20 protein-coding genes and 4 pseudogenes are annotated in these 20,379 nt (G+C 33.5%); 12 read left to right on the top strand and 12 right to left on the bottom strand.

What is annotated here, in order from left to right:
• Positions 1–39: 39 nt before the first annotated feature.
• The 4 genes and pseudogenes from AZF37_RS00420 to AZF37_RS00405 form a co-directional block, all read right to left on the bottom strand.
• Positions 40–237, bottom strand: a complete 198-nt coding sequence (locus tag AZF37_RS00420; RefSeq protein ID WP_088369095.1) for a hypothetical protein — start codon at positions 235–237, stop codon at positions 40–42.
• Between the two features lie 21 nt (positions 238–258).
• On the bottom strand, positions 259–1,143 hold the full coding sequence (locus tag AZF37_RS00415) for a xanthine dehydrogenase family protein molybdopterin-binding subunit (protein WP_342668727.1): 885 nt from the start codon (positions 1,141–1,143) through the stop codon (positions 259–261).
• Positions 1,144–1,155: 12 nt separating this feature from the next.
• Positions 1,156–1,893: a xanthine dehydrogenase family protein molybdopterin-binding subunit gene (locus AZF37_RS00410; protein ID WP_088369093.1), complete on the bottom strand. Its 738-nt coding sequence runs from the start codon at positions 1,891–1,893 to the stop codon at positions 1,156–1,158.
• Positions 1,894–2,368, bottom strand: a pseudogene (locus tag AZF37_RS00405) ((2Fe-2S)-binding protein).
• A gap of 268 nt (positions 2,369–2,636) precedes the next feature.
• Here AZF37_RS00405 and AZF37_RS00400 point away from each other — a divergent pair.
• The 4 genes and pseudogenes from AZF37_RS00400 to AZF37_RS00380 all read left to right on the top strand — a co-directional run bounded on the left by AZF37_RS00400 (position 2,637) and on the right by AZF37_RS00380 (position 6,397).
• Positions 2,637–4,262: a putative manganese-dependent inorganic diphosphatase gene (locus tag AZF37_RS00400; RefSeq protein ID WP_088369092.1), complete on the top strand. Its 1,626-nt coding sequence runs from the start codon at positions 2,637–2,639 to the stop codon at positions 4,260–4,262.
• A complete protein-coding gene (locus AZF37_RS00395) occupies positions 4,262–4,990 on the top strand; it encodes an SDR family NAD(P)-dependent oxidoreductase (protein ID WP_088369091.1) in 729 nt (242 codons plus the stop codon). Before AZF37_RS00400 ends, AZF37_RS00395 begins: the two co-directional genes overlap by 1 nt.
• Positions 4,991–5,378: 388 nt before the next feature.
• Positions 5,379–6,000: pseudogene (locus AZF37_RS00390) on the top strand (solute carrier family 23 protein).
• Complete coding sequence (locus AZF37_RS00380) at positions 5,987–6,397, top strand: solute carrier family 23 protein (RefSeq protein WP_162473754.1); 411 nt, start codon at positions 5,987–5,989, stop codon at positions 6,395–6,397. The pseudogene AZF37_RS00390 and the gene AZF37_RS00380 overlap by 14 nt, the downstream one beginning before the upstream one ends.
• Positions 6,398–6,589: 192 nt before the next feature.
• Here AZF37_RS00380 and AZF37_RS00375 read toward each other — a convergent pair whose 3' ends face one another.
• Positions 6,590–7,189: a lysophospholipid acyltransferase family protein gene (locus AZF37_RS00375; RefSeq protein WP_088369088.1), complete on the bottom strand. Its 600-nt coding sequence runs from the start codon at positions 7,187–7,189 to the stop codon at positions 6,590–6,592.
• Positions 7,146–7,712 (bottom strand): annotated as a pseudogene (locus tag AZF37_RS00370) (lysophospholipid acyltransferase family protein); the annotation flags it as partial. The gene AZF37_RS00375 and the pseudogene AZF37_RS00370, both read right to left, overlap by 44 nt.
• A gap of 234 nt (positions 7,713–7,946) precedes the next feature.
• Between AZF37_RS00370 and AZF37_RS00365 the strand changes: the two are divergent.
• From AZF37_RS00365 to AZF37_RS00355, 3 genes are read left to right on the top strand one after another with little or no spacing between them, the layout of a single operon-like run.
• Positions 7,947–9,110, top strand: coding sequence for a MalY/PatB family protein (locus AZF37_RS00365; RefSeq protein WP_088369086.1), 1,164 nt, complete (start codon positions 7,947–7,949; stop codon positions 9,108–9,110).
• A gap of 1 nt (position 9,111) precedes the next feature.
• Positions 9,112–10,557 carry a leucyl aminopeptidase gene (locus AZF37_RS00360; protein WP_088369085.1) on the top strand — a complete coding sequence of 482 codons (1,446 nt, stop codon included), beginning with the start codon at positions 9,112–9,114 and terminating at the stop codon, positions 10,555–10,557.
• The gene (locus AZF37_RS00355; protein WP_088369084.1) at positions 10,550–11,941 is read left to right on the top strand and encodes an MATE family efflux transporter; all 1,392 of its coding nucleotides are present in this window, start codon (positions 10,550–10,552) and stop codon (positions 11,939–11,941) included. The genes AZF37_RS00360 and AZF37_RS00355 overlap by 8 nt, the downstream gene beginning before the upstream one ends.
• Positions 11,942–11,996: 55 nt before the next feature.
• Here AZF37_RS00355 and AZF37_RS00350 read toward each other — a convergent pair whose 3' ends face one another.
• From AZF37_RS00350 to galE, 6 genes and pseudogenes are all read right to left on the bottom strand, one after another.
• The gene (locus AZF37_RS00350; RefSeq protein ID WP_088369083.1) at positions 11,997–13,043 is read right to left on the bottom strand and encodes a hemolysin family protein; all 1,047 of its coding nucleotides are present in this window, start codon (positions 13,041–13,043) and stop codon (positions 11,997–11,999) included.
• A 75-nt stretch (positions 13,044–13,118) separates the two neighbouring features.
• Complete coding sequence (lysS, locus tag AZF37_RS00345) at positions 13,119–14,582, bottom strand: lysine--tRNA ligase (protein WP_088369082.1); 1,464 nt, start codon at positions 14,580–14,582, stop codon at positions 13,119–13,121.
• Between the two features lie 20 nt (positions 14,583–14,602).
• Positions 14,603–15,079 carry a transcription elongation factor GreA gene (gene greA, locus AZF37_RS00340; RefSeq protein WP_088369081.1) on the bottom strand — a complete coding sequence of 159 codons (477 nt, stop codon included), beginning with the start codon at positions 15,077–15,079 and terminating at the stop codon, positions 14,603–14,605.
• A 412-nt stretch (positions 15,080–15,491) separates the two neighbouring features.
• Positions 15,492–16,432: pseudogene (locus tag AZF37_RS12965) on the bottom strand (arsenic resistance protein).
• 73 nt (positions 16,433–16,505) lie between these two features.
• Positions 16,506–17,135, bottom strand: a complete 630-nt coding sequence (locus AZF37_RS00320) for a ribonuclease H1 domain-containing protein (RefSeq protein ID WP_088369079.1) — start codon at positions 17,133–17,135, stop codon at positions 16,506–16,508.
• Positions 17,074–18,114: a UDP-glucose 4-epimerase GalE gene (galE, locus tag AZF37_RS00315; protein WP_088369078.1), complete on the bottom strand. Its 1,041-nt coding sequence runs from the start codon at positions 18,112–18,114 to the stop codon at positions 17,074–17,076. The genes AZF37_RS00320 and galE overlap by 62 nt, the downstream gene beginning before the upstream one ends.
• Before the next feature lie 168 nt (positions 18,115–18,282).
• On the opposite strand from galE, the gene AZF37_RS10105 reads away from it, so the two are divergent.
• The 5 genes from AZF37_RS10105 to AZF37_RS00295 all read left to right on the top strand — a co-directional run bounded on the left by AZF37_RS10105 (position 18,283) and on the right by AZF37_RS00295 (position 20,312).
• Complete coding sequence (locus AZF37_RS10105; RefSeq protein WP_162473752.1) at positions 18,283–18,453, top strand: hypothetical protein; 171 nt, start codon at positions 18,283–18,285, stop codon at positions 18,451–18,453.
• 16 nt (positions 18,454–18,469) lie between these two features.
• Positions 18,470–18,718 (top strand): hypothetical protein, encoded by a 249-nt coding sequence (locus AZF37_RS00310; protein WP_088369077.1) that lies wholly within the window; start codon positions 18,470–18,472, stop codon positions 18,716–18,718.
• The gene (locus AZF37_RS00305; RefSeq protein ID WP_088369076.1) at positions 18,708–19,118 is read left to right on the top strand and encodes a hypothetical protein; all 411 of its coding nucleotides are present in this window, start codon (positions 18,708–18,710) and stop codon (positions 19,116–19,118) included. Before AZF37_RS00310 ends, AZF37_RS00305 begins: the two co-directional genes overlap by 11 nt.
• Before the next feature lie 60 nt (positions 19,119–19,178).
• Complete coding sequence (locus AZF37_RS00300; RefSeq protein WP_088369075.1) at positions 19,179–19,586, top strand: hypothetical protein; 408 nt, start codon at positions 19,179–19,181, stop codon at positions 19,584–19,586.
• An 84-nt stretch (positions 19,587–19,670) separates the two neighbouring features.
• The gene (locus tag AZF37_RS00295; RefSeq protein WP_088369074.1) at positions 19,671–20,312 is read left to right on the top strand and encodes a response regulator; all 642 of its coding nucleotides are present in this window, start codon (positions 19,671–19,673) and stop codon (positions 20,310–20,312) included.
• Positions 20,313–20,379 lie beyond the last annotated feature (67 nt).

Below are 20,379 nucleotides of genomic sequence, written 5' to 3'. Positions count from 1 at the left end.
CTGTTATCTGTGTCTATTAATTTTAAGCCATAAGAAGCATTACTCTATAATTTCTTCTTTGCTTACAGGGAACTGTGTAATTTGTTTGCCAAGAGCATGATTAACACTATTGATAATGGCTGGTGCCACTGGTGTTACCGCACATTCAGATATACTCTTTGCTCCAAATGGTCCACCTTCATCTCCAGTTTCTATAAAATCAAGCGTAATATCTGGCATTTCATGAGCCTTATACATTTGATATTTCTTTAAATTCCTTTATTGTAGTTGTCCAGTAGCAGGGTCAAAAGTCATTTTTTCTCTCAAGGCATATCCAGTACCCATTTGGATACCACCTTCTAATTGACCTTCAACACCCATTCTATTAATAACTCTACCTACATCATGAACTGCTACATAATCCAGTAATTTAATATCACCAGTTTCTTTATTGATTTCTACATGAGAGAAACGGGCTCCATAGGATGTTCTCCCAGCAAAAGATTCATGGGGCTGAGTCACAATTAATTCTCCAATTTTGTTTCTTTGGGCATACACTGCAATGTCACCTAAGTTACCTAGCGTTTTACCATCAGCAACAATTTGACTGTTTTCTATTGTAATTTTAGCTTGGTCAATTTCATACATTTGACTAGCCACTTCTAAAATACGTTCTTTAATTTGCTCAGCTACTTTTAATGCACCATAGCCTTCAACAAAAACACCACGGCTAGCATAATCTCCTAGGTTCCATGAACAAGTCTCTGTATCAACTCTAGTAGGCTCTATAATACGAGGATTAATACTTAAAACTTCAGCCATAATCATTGTTTGTGCTGTTAATGAACCATTCCCCATATCATGACTGGCTGACCAGTAGTTAAAGGTACCATCTTCATTTAAACGCAGTGTTAAGTTAACCGGATCTTGGCGAGCACCAATAACATTGACTGCAGAGCCTACATAACCTCCTGTATTTGTATAGATTTTAAAATCAATAGCCGTTAATGTACCATCTTTTTTAACACCGGATTTCATAAACATAGTAGCACCATTTCTGGTTCTTGAAGAAACCATATTATCAATTCTAATTCTACTTAAAACAATCTTAACAGGTAGTTTAAAATGCTTTGAAGCTCCTCCAGCAACTAACTCTGAACCAATTCCAGTTTACTATCAAAAGCTCCCCCCTAAAGTAGGTTGAATAATACGAACTTTATTTAAAGGCATTTCAAAAACATCTGATGCTAATACTCTCACAGCAAATGAGTTTTGTTTAGATGTATAAATAGTCATTTTACCCATTTTATAATCACCAATAACCGTATGGTTTTCCATCGGCACTTGGCTTACCATAGGTATTTTCACTTTATCTTCAAAAATAAAATCCGCCTCAGCAAATCCTTTTTCCATTTCTTCTTCTGATGCTCCAGCATTAATAGTCAACACATTATTGCCAGCCATTAAGCCTTCATGAAGAACAGGTGCTCCTTCTTTAAGAGCCCCTTCTTCATCAAAAACAGCAGGGTATTCTTCATAAAAAACTTTTACTAATTTAGCCGCTTTTTCTGCAATTTTTTGTGTTTCAGCAACAACAGCCACACGATCTCCTACAAAGTGGACTTCCTGTGACAAAACCGTTTCTGATTTAATAATATCACGATCTTTAAAGCGCAGGGCACTATTATATTTTGTACTAGGAAAATCTTCATAAGTTAAAACCCCTAGAATACCTTCAACTGCTAATGCTTCTGTTTTATCAATACTTGTTACTTTACCATGAGGTATTGTAGATAAAACTAATTTACCATAAACCATATTGGATAATTTAATATCACCTGTGTATTCAATTTCACCTGTTACTTTACCTACAGCATCATGAATTGGAAGGCTTGAACTAATAACTTTATACATTTACTTCCCCTCCTTCATTGCAGTTGCTGCCATTTTTACAGCATCAACAATCTTCGCATAACCAGTACAACGACAAAGATTGTTTTTAAAACTCTCTCTAATTTCCATTTCAGTTGGGTTGCTATTTACATCCAGCAATGCTTTTGTAGTCATGACCATTCCAGGTGTACAAAATCCACATTGAACAGCACCAGCATCAATATAGGCTTGTTGAATAGGATGCAGTTTTTCGCCCGCTGCTAGACCTTCAATTGTAGTAATTGATTTGCCTTCTGCTTTCTTAATGTTTGATGACACAAGAATTAACTGCTTTCCCGCCTAGAATAACCTTACAGGCTCCACAATCCGCTGTTCCACAGCCTTCTTTAGTGCCAGTTAATCCTAATACTTCTCTTAATACATATAACAGAGTCCAACTTTCATCTACTGATACATTGACCTCTTTACTATTAATTAATAACGTCATGTCTCTCATTGTACACTATAGCCTCCCTTAAATTGAAAACATTTTCACAAAAACATGTATTTCAAATGCCTATTTTCCTAAATCATACCATATTACTCCTTTTTCTGCCACTATTTTCCTCTTTTCTTTAGCTATATTTTTCCAAAAAATTAAAATCTTTTTTGTAAAAACCTTTCATTTTTACTATAATGGAAGTACTATGATAGATAATAGTAGATAAAAAGAATTTAAGTAATTTTTTCTAAATAATTAAAATAAATTCCAGAGAGGTGACTAAATGATTTATATATTCGGCCATAAAAATCCTGACACAGATTCCATAGTGGCATCTCTTGTCTTAGCCCATCTAAAAAAGAAGTTAGGCATTAAAACCCAAGCTTGTCGTTTAGGTCCTATTAATGAAGAATCCCAATACATTTTAAATAGATTTAAAATCAATGCTCCTCGCTATCTAAAAAATGTTAAAACACAGGTAGCTGATATTCCATATACAAAAGCGTCAGTAGGAACCTTAACTACTAGTATTATGGAAGCCATTCATTTAATGGAAAAAGAAGAACTCCGTTCTCTTGCTGTTGTGAGTAAGCACAACCATGTTATGGGCATTGTTGATTTGCAAGAACTAGCCCTGACTTTCATTAGAACTTATGAAAAGGAGCTAAATGCCCCTTTCAATAATATTTGCGAAGGCTTATCTTCCAGTCCTTTAACTAGGACAACACCACCCTTCTATATTAATGGAGAAATCATTGTTTTAGCCTATCACTATGATACTCTTAAAAAGAAAGATATTTTAAAAGATTATCATATTGCTATTGTTGGTGATCGCCATGATATTACAGCATTGGCTATTGAAAAAAATGTTTCTTTAATTATTGTTACTGGTAATCATAATTTACCTCAAGAATTAATTGACAAAGCTGATGCTAAAGATATTACCATTATCTCTACCCCTTTTGATAGTTATGAAACATCAAAAAAACTACCCCTTTGCAAAACAATTGCAACCTATTTAAAAAGAGATGCTGATTATTTTGGTGACCAAGATTATCTTTCTTGGGTAGTAGAGGACATGAAAAATAAACCTAATCAATCAGCCTTCCCCGTAGTTGATGAAAAAAACCGCTACTTAGGAATGCTTTCTCGTAAAAATTTAATTGGCGCTCAAGGTAAAAGTGTTATCCTTGTTGACCATAATGAATATATTCAAAGTGCTGAAGGCCTTAGGGAAGCTGTTATTTTAGAAATTTATGATCATCATAAATTAGGGGATATTAAAACCACTTATCCTCTACAATTTAAAAACCTGCCATTAGGCAGTACCAGCACCTTACTCCTGCAAGAATTTTTAGAAAGACATATGATGCCTGATGATGCTTACTGCGGTTTAATTTTAGGAGGAATCATATCTGATACTTTAATGTTAACTTCTCCTACAACAACTGATACCGATAGAAGATATGTTGCACTTTTAGAAAAACATTTAGACCTTGATGTAAATGATTTTGCTAGAGATATGTTTAAAGCAGGAACAGCCCTAGGCACTATTTCAACTAAAGAGCTTTTCTATAAGGATTTAAAATGGTTTGAAAGTGATGAGAAAAAAGCTTGTATTAGCCAAATATTCACATTAGATATCGATACCCTAAAAGAAAGAGAAGAAGAATTAGAAAATCTAATGATTAAAATTAAAACTGAAAATAAAAATGCCTATGTTATCCTTTCAATAACAGATATTCTCAAAAAAGGTTCCTATATCTACTATGAACCTGATTCTAAGTATTTAGCGACTTACTGTTTTGGACCTAATATTCATAAAGGCAAATTCCTGGAAGGCATTGTTTCTAGAAAAAAACAAGTTATGCCTAAAGTAATGGAATTTATTAGTAGCAGTAACTTGTAATGAAAAAAGTAATACTCTTAACTGGAGGCACTAAAGGCATAGGCAATGCTATACTGAATCAACTTATAAAAAAGACCTCTTATTACATTGGCTTCACTTACTTAAATAGCAATGTAATTGCTAAAGAAATTAGCAATCAGTACCAAGATAGAGTGCTTCCTTATCAAAGTGATTTACAGGATTCTCACGCTAATAAACACTTTCTAGCAGCAGTCTTAAAAAAATGGGGACAAATAGACGGCCTTATTAATAATGCTTCAATTTCTCTTGAAGGTCTTTTAGAAACAACACCTGTAAAAGCAATCAAGAATTGTCTAGCTACTAATATTGAAGGTAGTTTAATTTTAACCAAAGATACCATACCCTATTTAAGACAATCATGTAATAAGCCTTTTATTTTAAATATAAGTTCTATTTGGGGTGCCAAAGGTGCCAGTTGTGAAACAGTATATGCTATGACTAAGGGTGCCCTTAACCAAATGACAACTTCCTTAGGAAAAGAATTAGGCCCTTGTCATATTCGTACAATGGGTATAGCTCCTGGCTATATTAATACAGATATGACAGCCTCTTACTCTCAAGAGGATATCATAGAATTTCTTAAAGAAGTTCCTCTTAAAAGAATAGGTAAACCTGATGAAGTAGCTGAGCTAGCAGTATTTATGATGGAAAAAGGCACTTACCTAAATGGTTTAACAGTTTCCATTGATGGAGGCTATGGTATTTAAACAGAATAGTATTATAATAGTAAGAAAACTGATTCAGCCAAAACTGAATCAGTTTTCTTTTTTACAATCTGTATATTTCCTTGTATTTTAATCTGAATTTAATGTGTTTAGAATTTCAAACTTTGTATTTCCAACTAAAGATTTTTATGATGAAGATGGCTATAATCTACGTACAAGGCATTATTTATGTGAACTTAACTAATTTAACGGGAGTGAGTAAAATGAACGAAAAACTATCCCTTGGCAGGCTTTCAGTACTGAGCTTACAACACGTCCTAGCCATGTATGCTGGAGCTATCGTTGCTCCTATTATTGTAGGGTGGTGGTATAGGCCTAAGTCCAGATGAAATCTCCTTTTTAGTAGCGGCCGGATTTATTTACTTGCGGGATTGCAACTATTATTCAATCCTTTGGTATCGGAAATTTTATTGGTATTAAATTGCCTGTAGTCATGGGGGTTTCCTTTGTCACAGTAGGTCCCATGATTGGCATTGGTAACAAATTTGGAATTACAGCTATTTTTGGAAGTGTAATTGTAGCCGGTATTTTCTCTTTTCTAGTAGCCCCTTTCTTAAGTAAGCTGGTGCGCTTTTTCCCAAATATTGTAAATGGCTCCATTGTCACAGTTGTTGGTTTGAGTTTAATTCCAACAGCCATGAGAAATGCAGCTGGCGGTGTAACTAATCCAGAATTTGGAGCAATGAAATATCTCTTAATCTCAATACTTGTAATTTTAATTATATTAATCGTTAATCGCTTTTTCTGGGTTTATTCGAACCTTAGCTGTTATTATTGGTCTTGTTTTAGAAACTATTGTAGCTACAGCAGTAGGTATGTCTGATTTTTCTCAGCTTCAGTCAGCAGAATTTTTCAGATTTATTACACCTTTTGCTTTTGGTTTACCTACTTTTAATATTCAAGGCATTATTTCCATTTGTATTGTAATGTTAGTGGTTATGACAGAATCTACAGGTATGTTTTTTACAATCGGTAATATTGCCCAATACTAAAGTAGATCAAAATGCTTTAAAAAGAGGCTATCGAGCTGAAGGGTTAGGCGCTGTTTTAGGTGGTGTTTTCAACTGTTTCGCTTATACTACATTTGGTCAAAATATAGGCCTTCTAGCATTAACAAAAGTCACCAATAGAATGGTAACTGTTGCCGCTGGTATTATTTTACTTATTTTAGGTACTATTCCTAAATTTGCCGCATTAGCTACTATTATTCCTCCAGCAGTCTTTGGTGGTGCAGCTGTTGTTATGTTTTCCATGGTTGTTATGGGTAGTATTAATATGCTTAAGAAAGCTGATTTAGATGATAACAAAAATATGTTAATTGTAGGTGTTTCAATTGCTTTAGGGCTAGGACTATCTGTAGTTCCAGGCTTATTTTGCTGGCTTACCTGAATCTATCCAAATGCTTACAGGGAAAAGTGGTATTTTAGTGACTGCTCTAACGGCTATTCTTCTAAATATTCTCTTTAATTACAAAACATTATTTAAAAAACCAAAAAGAAGAAGAGCTTCATTAAACTATTACCCCCTCCTTTAAAAAGGGATTCCAAATTCTTGGAATCCCTTTTTCTTTATATATTCAACTTATTTTTTCTTATCATATTTTTCAATAATACCCTCAAGGAGTTGGCGTATCCTCTGCTCCATCATCTGATTACATTCTTCAACCTGTTTTTTACCACTGCCTTCTGGTGGCATAAATGGTTCACCATACTCACAAACAATTTTATGAAAACCACCACAATTAGTCCCCCATACAGATGCTGGAATAATGGGAACTTGAGCTTTACAGGCAATATAGGCTGGCCCTTTCTTAAAAGGCCCTAATAACTCCCCTGTTTTATTTCTAGTACCTTCAGGAAAAATACCAATAAGATGACCCGTACCCAGTAATTCAACAGCTAAATTTAATATTGCTCTTGGATCCCCATCGCGATCAATGGGTTTTGCTTTTAGAAATCTAAATAAGAGGCCTAGAGAACCTCTAAAAAGACTTTTCTTTGCAATAAATGTTAAGGGCTTTAATTTCCCAGAAGCTAAAATAAAAGGATCCTTATTGCTAATGTGATTAGAGACAATCATATAGCTTCCTTTATTAGGAATGTTCTCTTTGCCTAAATTTTTTAAACGCCCAATTATTTTAAAATAAAGTTTGGCTCCAAAAACAACAATATAGTATAACATTCGTTACAACGCCTTCTTCCTTAATTATGTGCTTTTTATATTCCTTGCTTCCGTAATAGTCTAATTGCTCTAACATATAGGCAATAGAAAATTCTAAATCCTTGGTAAAAGCTTCTCGCTGAGCCTTACCTCCTTTAGTTGGTGGCATCATAGGTTCTCCATAGACAATTTCCTTTTTTCCAAAAAAGTATTGAGACCCTTTAATAGCCACTGGAATAACAGGAATTTGCGCTTTAATAGCAATCAGAGCTGCTCCCTGTTTAAAAGGCAAAAGAGGACGATCTGTCTTATTTCTCTGACCTTCTGGAAAAAGGGTAATAGGCTTGCCTTCTTTTAAAAATAAGACCATTTGCTCAATAGCCTCTCTTGGATCCCCACCTCTTTTTACAGGCCAAGCATTTACCTTTCTTAATATCCAATTTAAAATATTATTATCAAATAGAGAATCCTTAGCTAAAAAAGCTACTTCTCTTTTCATTCTTAATGCTACTAGAAAAGGATCAAAATTGCTTAGATGATTAGATACTAATAGGAATGATTACTCTTCAAAGAGATTGTTTTTTTTGATAATATTCTGTCCGCCCTGTTAAAAAACAAAAAAATGACAAATATGCCAAGCGATTCGATAAAACATATAAAACACCTCTATTTATTTATTTAACCTTGTTTTTATTATATCAAATAAACCTGAGATTTGTTACAATTAAAGTAAGTTTTAAATAGTGACTAATGAAAAAAGAAATTCGGAGGTTCATAAATGGAAAAATTTAGCAAAAAAATTAATAGAAAAAATACTAAATCCTATAAATGGGATACATTAGAAGAGAAATTCGGAAATTCAGAAGCAAGACCTTTTTGGGTAGCCGACATGGATTTCAGAGTACCAGAAGCAATTGAAAAAGCAATAAAAAAGAGAGCAGAACATCCTGTTTTTGGCTATACTATCCAAACAGATTCTTTTTACCAATCTATTATTGATTTTGTTAAAAGACATCATAACTGGACTATTAAAAAAGAATGGATTTATATTACGCCAGGTGTTATGGCCGGGGTCGGCTTTGGCATTCAGTCACTAACTGAAGTTGGAGATGAGGTTATTGTACAGCCTCCTGTCTACAACCCATTTTATGAGGTTATTCTAGCCAATAAAAGAAAAATTTTTAAAAACCCCCTTCTTTTAGAAGAAGTAGGATTTAAAATTAACTTTAAACAGTTAGAGGAAGTCTTAAAAGAAGGAAAACTCCTGCTTCTCTCCAGTCCTCATAATCCAACAGGCCGTGTATTTACCAAAGAAGAATTACATGAAATAGCTACTTTAGCAAAAAAATATAATGTGCCTATAGTTTCAGATGAAATTCACAGTGATGTAATTTTTGATAATAGAAAACATTATCCTATTGTTTCAATTGATTCTTGGGTTGAAGGCCATTCCATTACAATGATTGCTCCAAGCAAAACATTTAATGTACCCGGTCTATCAACATCCGTAGCCATTATTCCTAATCCAGAAATTAGAAAAAATTTCAGTCAGGCTTTTAATGCAATTGGTGGTCATGAGGGAAATACATTTGGAGTAGAAGCTTTAGAGGCAGCCTATACTGATTGTGATCAATGGCTTTTTGATTTAAGGACTTACCTAACAGGCAGCAGAGATTTTGTTGTTAATTTCTTAAAAGAAAACCTGCCTCAAGCTAAAACCTATGGAACTGAAGGCACATTTTTAATGTGGCTTGATTTAAGTGCCTATGGCGATAATAAGTCTATTGAAAAAGCCTTAATATTTAAGGGAAATATTGCTTTAACTAATGGTTTAACTTATGGTGAAGAAGGTAATGGTTTCTTTAGACTCAACATCGGTTGTTCAAGAGAAGAATTAGAAAAAGGTTTAATGAGCATTTATAAAACATTAAAGGGGTGTTAAAATGATTCAATTAAAAAATACAGTTGATAATCCAAAAGGCATTTGTGCCTATTTATTATTTGAAGAAGATTATGAAGAAAAGCAACAGTCATCCTTATTCACTGAATTAAAAAACAAGGATGTATTTTCTGGTAAAAAAGATAGTTTTTATACTACATCATTTATTGAAGATCATGAATTAAAAACTATTTGTTTGCTGGGTTTAGGTAAACGCAAAGAACTCACAGAGGAAGCTTTGAGAATGGCTGTAGCTAAAGCTACAAAACAAGCCAATAAGCTAAAAGAAAGAGAGCTTACATTTTTCTTAGATCAAGTTTTTATGAAAGATAAATGGATTAGAGCTATTGGTGAAGGTTTAACATTAGCCCAATATGCTTTTGATAAATATCTTTCAGATAAAAAAGAAAAAACCCTGGATAATATTGTGTTAGCTATTCCAGCTGCACCATCCTTTAAAGATGCTTTAGATGAAGGTATTTTCTTAGGGGCTATGACTATTGAAGCTAGAGAATTAACCAATGAACCTGGCGATGTTGTAACACCTGTCTACTTAGCTAATAAAGCCAAAGAATTAGGTAAAGGGGCAGGCTTCTCAACTACAGTTTATGATAAAAAAGCTATAGAAAAATTAAAAATGAATGCTTTTTTAGCTGTAGCCAGTGGCTCAAGCTTTGAGCCTGTTCTAATAGTAATGGAATATACTGGTAATACTGATGGTGAAACACTAGGACTAGTTGGTAAAGGTATTACATTTGATACAGGTGGTTTATCCTTAAAACCAGCTAACAGTATGTCGACAATGCAAGGGGATATGGGTGGTGCCGCCAGCGTATTAACGGCTATGGGGGCTATTGCTGAACAAAAACTCCCTATAAATGTAACCGCTGTTATTGCTGCTTGTGATAATGCTGTTTCTGGGAAAAGCTATCGTCCTAACGATATTTTAACATCAAGAAGTGGTAAAACTATTTTTGTTGCCAATACAGATGCTGAAGGTCGTTTAACATTAATTGATGCTGTAGACTATATTCTCACAGAAAAAAAAGTAGATTATATAGTGGATATTGCTACCTTAACAGGAGCTGCTGAAATCGCCCTAGGTCAAAAAATTGCTCCAACAGTAACCAATGATGAGGCTTTTTATAAGAAGCTTAAAAAAGCCAGCAAGGTTACAGGAGAAAGAACATGGGAATTACCTCATGATGAAGACTATTTAGAATTGATTAAAAGTCCATATGCTGATTTAACCAACTCTGGAGGCCGTTTTGCCGGCACCATTACTGCAGGTCTTTTTGTAGGCGCAGTGGTTGGGGAAACACCATGGATTCACATTGATATAGCCGGTCCTTCTTGGGCCGAAAAAGATACAGGCTATTTTAGTAAGGGAGCAACTGGTTTTGGGACACGACTCCTTTATCAGTTAGCGAAGGAAATGTCTAATGGCTAGTAAAATGAGTAATTTAAATTTAGGAAAAACACCTGTTGGCCAACTCCTATTTAAACTATCCATTCCTTCTATGGCTGGTTTACTAGCCAATGCACTCTATATGATTATTAATGGTGTCTATTTAGGTAAATTTGTAGGCCCTGAAGCTCTTGGCGGTGTGACAGTGGCCTACCCAATGCAAATGATTCTCTTTGCTTTTACGCTGTTATTTGGAACCGGCGGGGGAACCCTTCTCTCTATTGCCTATGGCGCAAAAGATAATAGTAAAGTTAAGAAAATTATCGCCTCAACACTTATCTTTGGGGTTATTACTTATATTGCACTTTGTATTTTAACATTTATTTTTATAGAACCTATTCTAATCGCCTTTGGTGGTACTGGAGCAACACTGGAACACGGTAAAACCTACCTGCTTCTACTCCTGCCTTTTTTTACCTCCCAAGGGTTAGCCTTAATTTATGAAAACTTCTTACGGTCAAGTGGCAATAGTATTATGCCTATGATTACCATGATTTCAGGAGCTATAGTGAATATTTTATTAGGTTATATTTTTATTCCAGTTTTAGAAATGGGAACGGTAGGTGCGGGTCTTGCTACAGGTATGGCTGAAACATTTGGTTTTATTGTACTCTTTATTTATATCAGAGCCAAAGCTCATCATCTAAGAGCAACCTTTAATAAATTCGCTGTATCCTTTAAAATATTTAGAGAAGTAGTCGCCAGTGGCTTTGCCGCTTTTGCCAACCAATTGGCTTTTAGTATTAGAGCCTTAGTGCTGAATATTTTAGCTTTAAGGTTAGGTGGTGAAAATGCTCTTATTATGGTAGGTATTATTACCCGTCTCGATAGTTTTGTTGTGATACCAGTCTTCGGTATTACCCATGGCTTAAGACCTATTGTTGGCTATGCCTATGGTGGCAATAACTATGATAGAATTAAGGATTGTTTAAAAATTGCTTTAATTAGTGCTACAGTTTTTCTAACAGCAATGTTTATTTTAATTGTGACACTGACACCACAAATTATGGGAATCTTTGTTAATGATATAGAGTTAATTGAATACGGTATTCCAATTTTAGTGCTTACCCATGCTGGTTTAAGTATTATTGGCTTTAATCTCATAGGTGGCATGTTCTTCCAATCCATTAAAAGAAATAAAATGGCTTTTTTCTTCTCCCTATTCAGTCCCCTTATACTGTTTGTGCCGCTGACTATAATTATGGCTAACATAACTAGTAATATTTGGGCAGTCTGGGCAGTCTATCCATTAGTTGACGGGATTACTTGTATCATTATCATAATTGCCTTAATACTGGTGGTTAGAAAACTTAAAACAGAAATTGCTTTAAGAAAAGAACAGGAAGTAATTTCCTCTGAAGAATAAACATAACAAAAACCCCATCTAATTCTAGATGGGGTTTTTAATACACATATATTCTTTAATCTTCTATATCAAACTCATCATCAATTTCCCCTACAATTTCTTCTAAAATATCCTCCATAGTAGCCATTCCTACGATAGTGCCATAACCATCCTTAACAATAACTAAGTGGTTATTTTCTTTTTGAAAGATTTTTAAGACGTTACTAATAGAAGCATTTTTAGGTACAAATCGAATTGGTCTAATAATCTCCTCTAAAGATTTATCTTCTTTTGACAAAAGCTCTTGATATAAGTCCTTAATATGGATAAAGCCAATAATAGTATCTTTTTCTGAATATACTGGATAACGAGTATGTTCTAACTTTGATTCTAAAATCATCTTATTAATGGATTCTATGGAATCTGTTTCCTTAACAGTTACCATTTCCTCTTTAGGAATCATAATTTCCACAATGTGGGTATCAGAAAAATCAATTACATTGTCCACAAATTGCATTTCAGTTTCATCAATTAAACCCTGTTCATAACTATCTTCTACCAAGAGGCGAATTTCCTCATCAGTATGGGCTACATCATGATTATCCACCTGCTTAATACCAACCATTCTTAAAATTAATTCTGTCACTTTATTAAATAACCAAATAATTGGATAGGTAATCTTATAGAATATAATCAACGGCAATGCTGTATAATTAGCAATTTTTTCAGTACTAACAATGGCCAGTGACTTAGGCGCTAACTCTCCCAATACAATATGAAGTGTTGTAATAATGGAAAAGCCGACAATAAACGAAATTGAATGGGTAGCACTTTCAGGCACATTAAACCATTCAAAAACAGGCATTAGTAACTGAGAAACAGCAGGCTCTCCAATCCAACCTAAACCAAGAGAAGCCAGTGTAATCCCTAACTGGCAGGCTGACAAATAGGCATTGAGTCGGTCAACAACACCAACGGTTCTAGCCGCCATCTTATTACCCTCGTTGGCCATTGTCTCAAGTCTTGTTCTGCGCACTTTAACCATAGAAAACTCAGCAGCAACAAAAAAGCCGTTAGCTGCTACTAAAATAATGGTAACAATTAAAGAAACAGCTATATTCATATTAGCATTCATCTCCTTCTATCTTAATTTGCATATAATAAAGGCTGCCTTAAAAAAGCAGCCTTTTAGGATTCCTTAATTTTTGTTTTTCATGGCTGGATAGATAATAATATCCCTAATAGACAGGGCATCCGTTAAAAACATAACCAATCTGTCAATCCCCATACCCATACCACCAGCAGGAGGCATACCATATTCTAAGGCAGTAATAAAATCGCTGTCATAAGGTTGAGCCTCATCATCGCCAGCTTCTTTACGAGCAACCTGATCTAAGAAACGCTCTTTTTGATCAATAGGGTCATTTAGCTCACTAAATGAATTAGCTAGCTCACGACCAAATACAAACGCTTCAAAACGATCGGTCAGCATTGGATTATCCCTTAATTTTTTCGCCAATGGTGAAATTTCCAGAGGATAATCATAAACAAATGTTGGTTGAATTAATTGCTCTTCAACATGAGCTTCAAACATTTCATTTAAAAGCTCGCCCTTAGATAAATTACCTTCAATATCTAACTGATCTTTACAGATAGCCATAGCCTCTTCGTCAGAGCCAATAGCTTCAAAATCAATACCTGTATGTTCTTTAACAGCATCAACCATGGAAATTTTTCTCCAAGGTTGTTTAAAATCAATCGGTGTTCCTTGATAGACAACTTCTGTTTTCCCTAAAACATTTTCAGCAACTGTTGCTACCATATTTTCTGTTAAAGACATCATATCTCTTAAATCCCCATAAGCTTGATAAACTTCTAGTAAAGTAAATTCTGGATTGTGTTTTGTTGAAACACCTTCATTTCTAAATACTCTACCCAGTTCATAGACTCTCTCAATACCACCTACCATTAATCTTTTTAATGGTAACTCTAAAGAAATCCTCAAGAATAAGTCCATATCAAGTGTATTGTGATGGGTAATAAATGGACGGGCGGAAGCCCCTCCAGCTATAGACGTTAAAACAGGTGTTTCCACTTCTAAAAAGTCTTTATTATCTAAGAAATGTCTAATTTCTCTTAAAACCTTACTTCTAGTTACAAATGTATCTTTGACATCAGCATTCATAATCATATCTAAATAACGCTGTCTATATCTTAAATCAACATCCTTTAAGCCATGGAATTTTTCAGGTAAAGGCAGTAAGCTTTTAGTTAACAATGTAACTTTTTCAGCTCTAATAGAGATTTCTCCTTTTTGTGTTCTAAAGATTTCTCCCTCAACACCAATAATATCTCCAATATCAATTAAAGATGTAAAAACATCAAATGCATCTTCACCTAAACGGTCTTTTCTAATATAGACCTGCATATTGCCACTCATATCTGCCACATTGACAAAAGCAGCTTTTCCATGACCTCTTTTAGACATTAAACGACCTCTAATAATGGCTTTTTGTCCTTCTAAAGCTTCAAAATTATCCAGGATTTCTTTAGTTTGATGGGTCCTCTTGAATTGACCATGAAAAGGTTCAATGCCCTTTTCTTTTAAAGCATCTATTTTATCACGTCTAATCTGCAATAATTCTGTTAAATTCTCTTCCATGAAACACCCTCCTTAATCCCTTAAATAATTTCTAAAATCTTATAAGAAACAATACCTGCTGGCAACGTAATTTTCACAGTACTGCCAACTTTTTTATCAAGCAGACCTTTACCAATAGGAGATTCATTAGAAATCTTTAGATTTTCTGGATCAAACTCCATAGAACCTACTATTGTAATGACTAACTCATCATTAGTATCTATATTTCTCACTTTAATCTTAGAACCTAGCTTCACTCTTTGAGAATCAGACTTCTCTTCAATAATCTTAACGCGACTTAAACTTTTTTCTAAGTCAGCAATTCTACCCTCTAAATGGGCCTGCTCTCTCTTAGCATCTTCATACTCTGAGTTTTCACTTAAATCACCAAAACTAATGGCAATCTTAATTCTCTCTGCTACTTCATTTCTCTTGTCATTTTTTAAGTACTCTAACTCTTCCTTTAACTTTTCATACCCTTCTTTGGTAAGAATCGTTTCTTGTTCTTGTTCTTTCATAGTTTCCCTCCTAATATAAGAAGAATGACTGCCTATAGGCAGTCCTTATTCTTTCATTATATCTGATATCCTTTATGAAGGTCAATACATTTCACTAAGTTTAGTATTTTAAATTTAATTGTACAATGATGTGAGACAAATTTCAAAAAGAAAGTTAGAATGTTTAACATTTTAATCATGTAAGAATGTAAATGTTAAGAATTAATAAAATCTGTTGTTATCATTACGATGAGAAGGTTCAGCCTTACTATTGTGTCTAGGAGTTCTATGACGAATGGTTTTATGTAAGATATTATATCTCTAATAACAAAGTTTACATCATTTCCATCTTTGGCTCATATCATTGTTACTTAGATATTCTTTCATTAATTTTCTCATTACTGCTTTTTGTGGACTGTCTTTTTCATTTCCTTTACTCTACCATTCTCTTTTTACCTAATCTCAATAGAATATTAGAGACTATTCCCATAACAGATAACTCAATTAAAGGACCTATTACTAAAGCAAGAGAAATTAAAGGTATGTCTGGAAATGCTACTACAGCAATAGCAAGAGATAATGGGGAGTTTCTAGCTAGGGTTGTCATAATTAGAGGTATTGTATCATAAAAACTCATTTTCAGCTTTTTAGCAATAAAGTATACTAACAAAAAGTTAACTATAAAGAAACAGTATAATGGCAAGAGCATTTGCAATAACAATATGGGATTATTTAAAAGGGCTTTTCCTTCTTAGGCAAACATAGCAATAATGGCTATGCATAAAAAACAAGCTGTAAAGTATCACTTTTATCCAACACCTTATTTACACCTCTCTGGATAGCCTTTAATTTCGAGCTACCCATTTTACTAGTTGTGCCAGTACCATAATAATACTTAAAAGAATATGCCCTCCATTTACATCTACTTGACTGCCATAAAAATAAATAGGTAGACTGGGAGTAAAATAATCTGCAAAATAAGATTTAAAGGTAAAATAGTAGTGCCTAAAGCTACATTGCCTTTAGCAATTCCCGTAAACACTAAATACCAGTCGGTACAAGGAGTTGCCATTAGCATTAAAAACCGATTTGTAAATCAGAAGAGCCTTCTAAAAAATCATACCTAGGACTACTGCAAAAATAGGGGTTCAGATAAAATTTACTAAAAGAGATGTAATGGTGAATTTATAGTTGGAAAAAGCTTTTTATATGCTTTAAATCAACAGATAAAAACACCACAAATAATAGTGCCATTAGAAAGGGTTCTATTAAATTAACAGAATAATTGCCAAAAGAGGTTACACCACCGAGGAAAAGACCTACTAAGGCAGCACTAAGAATAAATACTGGTTGTACTTTAGTGAATAAACTCAAAATGAGAACCCCTTTCTTGCTACTTGTTTTATGAAACTTTTAGTTATTTATAACTAACTTATGCTTAAAATTTTTACTTAATCCCTAAAGCTTCTTTTGCTAAAGCGTCAGCTACATCATTCCACTTATTATTAGAATGACCTTTGATTTTTACAAAAGTAACTTCTACATCATTAAATAGTTTGTTCATATAGTTATAATAAGCTTCAGTAAACTTATTTTTTCTTCTCCATTTTCCTGTTGCCCATGCTTCAATACCTATGTAATCATAACAGAGACTAACAGCTGTAATATTCCCCCCTTTACAATATTGTAAAGCACGCATAGCCCCTTTCATTTCCCCAGCAACATTACGGAGCTCAGAAGCCTCCTTACTGGTTCCTAAGCCATATTCTTCATAAATAGCTGTATCTGTAGCAACATCAACAACCGCCATCCCATAACTATACATATTATCGGATTCTTTAAAGCTACCATCTACAAAAATGGCTAAAGGGGTTTTAATATTTACATGATTATCGTCGCCCTCTAAAGGTCCCCCTTTATTTAAAAAATCTAAGGCTTCTTCTTTAGTGGGAAAACTTTTAAAGATGACACCACCTTTAATACCTTTAACATTCTCCTGACAAGTTGCCCAATCTTCATAAATTCTCGGTTTGCCTTCTTTTCCATTTAAAACTGCATAAAATTTCTTCTTGCTCATAATATCCTTCCGAATGATTTTTATGCCACAGCCAAGCTGAAGCAATCATCTTTTCTATATTTGAATGTTTTGGTTCCCAACCTAACATTTCTTTTGCTTTCTTATTGTCGGCTACGAGAACAGCAGGGTCTCCAGCTCTTCTCTCTTTTAAAATAGTTGGTAAAGGTTTCCCCGTAACCTGCCCTGTCATGTCTACAATTTCCTTAACAGAAAAGCCCTGTCCCGTTCCTAAATTAAAAGTATTTGAAGGATTGCCCTTCTCTAAATAGTCTAAAGCTTTGACATGAGCATCAACTATGTCCATAACATGAATATAGTCTCTCACACAGGTACCATCTGATGTAGGGTAATCTGTACCAAAAATATAGGCTTCTTTTCTTTTACCTAATGGTACTTGAAGCAAAAGAGGAATTAAATGGGTTTCTGGATTATGATCCTCTCCTATTTTTCCTGTTTTATAAGCACCAGCTACATTAAAATAGCGTAAAGCTACATAATGAATCCCATAGGCTACATCAGCCCATTTAAACATTTTTTCCATGGCTAATTTTGTTTCTCCATAAGGATTAGTCGGTACAGTTTCTAAATCTTCAGTTATAGGAACTGTCTTTGGTTCCCCATAAGTAGCTGCTGTTGAAGAAAATATAATATTAGGCACCTTAAAATCTCTCATGACAGAAAGCAGGCTAATGGCTCCTCCTACATTATTATCATAATATCTTAAAGGGTCTTCCATGCTTTCTGCCACTAATGAATGGGCACAGAAATGAATAACCCCATCTATCTGATTATTACTAAAAACTCGTTTTAAAAATGACATGTCTCTAACATCGCCAACATAGAGAGGTACATCCTCTGGCACAGACTCCCTATGACCTGTTCGCAGATTATCCACTACTAGCACTTCTTTGTTTTTTTCTCTTAAATAACGAACCATGTGACTGCCAATATAGCCAGCCCCGCCACAAACTAAAATCACCTTAATCCCACCTTTATTTTTTTAAATATTACTTCTTAATTGTATCCTTTTTAGTCCTTTTTAGCAATTGAAGAATGGCTCTAATAAAGGAAAAACCGGCCTATTTTTTTATATTAGTATATATGATATAATATAGAGGAAATTATGTAATTTAAAGGAGGCGTATTTATGAAGAATAAATTACTATTTCTCTTACTCATTCCAATGATACTCTTTATAGGTGTTGGATGTAATAGTGAAGAACAGAGTGCATATTTTACAGATATAAATGAAATTACTTTAGATTTATCTCAGCAAATACAAGCTTTAAACAAATTAGAAGAAAAAACCTGTAGATGAAAAATGGTTTGCTGACATGGAAGCAATTGTTAAAAAAATCAATAATAATGCAGACAGAGCTTTAAATCTTAAAGTTCCTGAAGAAAAATTTAATAAAGTTGATAATCTCGTAAAGAAATCAATGAGTTTATTGAAGAATGGCACTAACAAATATTTTGAAGGTAAAAAAGAAAATAACATTGATAAACAAATTGAAGGGACTAAGCTGCTAAAAGAGGGAGCAGAAAAGTCTAAAGAATATGCAACTGCCATTAATGCATTATAAAGAAGAGGATTTTATTCCTCTTCTTTATAAAATAGGGACTTTACTCTTAACTTATATTAATATTGTTTTATTAGGACCAGAAATAAACAATTTCTACTTGTTGGCATCGGTAATAGGCGCTATACCTTTTCTCTTAATTAATGAAAAAGGGGAATGGATACTACTTCTAATCCTTATTCCACAATTATATTTACCCCTATTTCCAATCCTCTTAAGTAGTTTTAGAAAGTACTGGCCTATTTTAACCCTCTATGCTATTATTTTAATTAATACAAATCTTATTCAAATAGCTGTAGTAATTGTACTCCTTCTTATCCTCTATATTGAACAGGTACGTCAAAAACTTATTAATGAACAAAAAATCTCAAGAGGAAGTAGCGCAATACAAAGCGCTTCTTAATCAATACTATAATTTATAAGAAAAACAGTTCTTGAATTATCTGAAAAAGAAAGAAGTAGAATGATTCAAACACTTCATGATAATGTAGGTCATATTCTTACACGTTCTATTTTTTATGTAGATTTTCTAAAAGCAGAATACAATGAAGATATTCTTTTAAAATTAGATGCAACCTTAAAAGATATTCATAAAGAAATTAGGTCCAGTATTTATAATACAAAGGATAATTTAACTAACTTAGCTTTACTAAAAGAATTTGTTGACTCTAAAAATAAACAAATTGAAGTTATTTTTAGTAGCTATCTCCTATTTTCTAAACTTACAAAAAGTGTGCAAACAAAAATAATTCAGACGATTAAGGAATTTAAAACCAATATAAAAAACATTCAAATGGTAATAAACTCACTATTTTGCTATATGAAGAAAATAATTTCCTTAATTTTATTCTTTTTGATAATGGCACTATAAACAAAGCCTATAAAGAAGGAATGGGATTACAGGGCATCCGTAACCGATTTACGATTCACAATGCTAAAATAACCATTCGAAACTATGATGGTTTCAAAATATCTATCGAAAGGATTGATTCCTATAGCCAGCGAAATAATGATTATTGATGATGATCAAATAATTGTAGAACTATTGTCTATGCTTATAGAAAAAGACTCAAATTTTAAGGTAGTTGCTTCTGGTAAAAATGCCAATGAAGCATTAAGCCACCTTAAAAACTATTCTCTTGATTTAACACTTTTAGATATTCGTCTAGGAACTGATAATGGCATAGAATTATTAAGAAAAATTAAAGAAATAGATACAAAACCAAAAGTAGTTATGCTAACCACTTTTGATGATGATCAAAATATTATTACAGCATTAAAATATGGTGCTGATGGCTACTTACTTAAATCCTCAGGTTCTGCTTCTATCACCAATGCTTTAAATGTTGTTTTAGATAATAAGGTGATTATTGAAAAAGAAGTGTTAGCTAGTATTCGAGAAAAACTCTATGTAAAAAAAGATTTTCTCAATTTAACACCAAAAGAAGATGAAGTCATTAAACTACTTGCAGAGGGCCTTTCAAATCAAGAAATTGCTGATGCTTTATATCTCAATAATGGTACGGTTAGAAATACTGTCAGCCAGCTCTTAGATAAGACTGCAATGAGAGATAGAACTCAGCTTTTGCTATTATGACAAATGTCATCTGAATTTTAGCTTCACCTCACTTCTGTAATATAGCCTTCTAGTCTATACTTTAGGA

Origin of the sequence: endosymbiont 'TC1' of Trimyema compressum, assembly GCF_001584725.1 — a bacterium.
Lineage (GTDB): Bacteria > Bacillota > TC1 > TC1 > TC1 > TC1.
This window is presented reverse-complemented; position numbering and strand designations above follow the sequence as displayed.

Bases quoted from the DNA above. Each gene is read 5' to 3' on its own strand.
- AZF37_RS00420 (WP_088369095.1), bottom strand. From the start codon at position 237: ATGTATAAGGCTCATGAAATGCCAGATATTACGCTTGATTTTATAGAA.
- AZF37_RS00365 (WP_088369086.1), top strand. From the start codon at position 7,947: ATGGAAAAATTTAGCAAAAAAATTAATAGAAAAAATACTAAATCCTAT.
- AZF37_RS00320 (WP_088369079.1), bottom strand. From the start codon at position 17,135: ATGAGCAAGAAGAAATTTTATGCAGTTTTAAATGGAAAAGAAGGCAAA.
- AZF37_RS10105 (WP_162473752.1), top strand. From the start codon at position 18,283: ATGAAGAATAAATTACTATTTCTCTTACTCATTCCAATGATACTCTTT.
- AZF37_RS00305 (WP_088369076.1), top strand. From the start codon at position 18,708: ATGCATTATAAAGAAGAGGATTTTATTCCTCTTCTTTATAAAATAGGG.
- AZF37_RS00295 (WP_088369074.1), top strand. From the start codon at position 19,671: ATGATGGTTTCAAAATATCTATCGAAAGGATTGATTCCTATAGCCAGC.
- lysS (WP_088369082.1), bottom strand. From the start codon at position 14,582: ATGGAAGAGAATTTAACAGAATTATTGCAGATTAGACGTGATAAAATA.
- AZF37_RS00355 (WP_088369084.1), top strand. From the start codon at position 10,550: ATGGCTAGTAAAATGAGTAATTTAAATTTAGGAAAAACACCTGTTGGC.
- AZF37_RS00300 (WP_088369075.1), top strand. From the start codon at position 19,179: ATGATTCAAACACTTCATGATAATGTAGGTCATATTCTTACACGTTCT.
- AZF37_RS00310 (WP_088369077.1), top strand. From the start codon at position 18,470: ATGGAAGCAATTGTTAAAAAAATCAATAATAATGCAGACAGAGCTTTA.
- AZF37_RS00375 (WP_088369088.1), bottom strand. From the start codon at position 7,189: ATGTTATACTATATTGTTGTTTTTGGAGCCAAACTTTATTTTAAAATA.
- AZF37_RS00350 (WP_088369083.1), bottom strand. From the start codon at position 13,043: ATGAATATAGCTGTTTCTTTAATTGTTACCATTATTTTAGTAGCAGCT.
- AZF37_RS00400 (WP_088369092.1), top strand. From the start codon at position 2,637: ATGATTTATATATTCGGCCATAAAAATCCTGACACAGATTCCATAGTG.
- AZF37_RS00360 (WP_088369085.1), top strand. From the start codon at position 9,112: ATGATTCAATTAAAAAATACAGTTGATAATCCAAAAGGCATTTGTGCC.
- AZF37_RS00395 (WP_088369091.1), top strand. From the start codon at position 4,262: ATGAAAAAAGTAATACTCTTAACTGGAGGCACTAAAGGCATAGGCAAT.
- AZF37_RS00410 (WP_088369093.1), bottom strand. From the start codon at position 1,893: ATGTATAAAGTTATTAGTTCAAGCCTTCCAATTCATGATGCTGTAGGT.
- greA (WP_088369081.1), bottom strand. From the start codon at position 15,079: ATGAAAGAACAAGAACAAGAAACGATTCTTACCAAAGAAGGGTATGAA.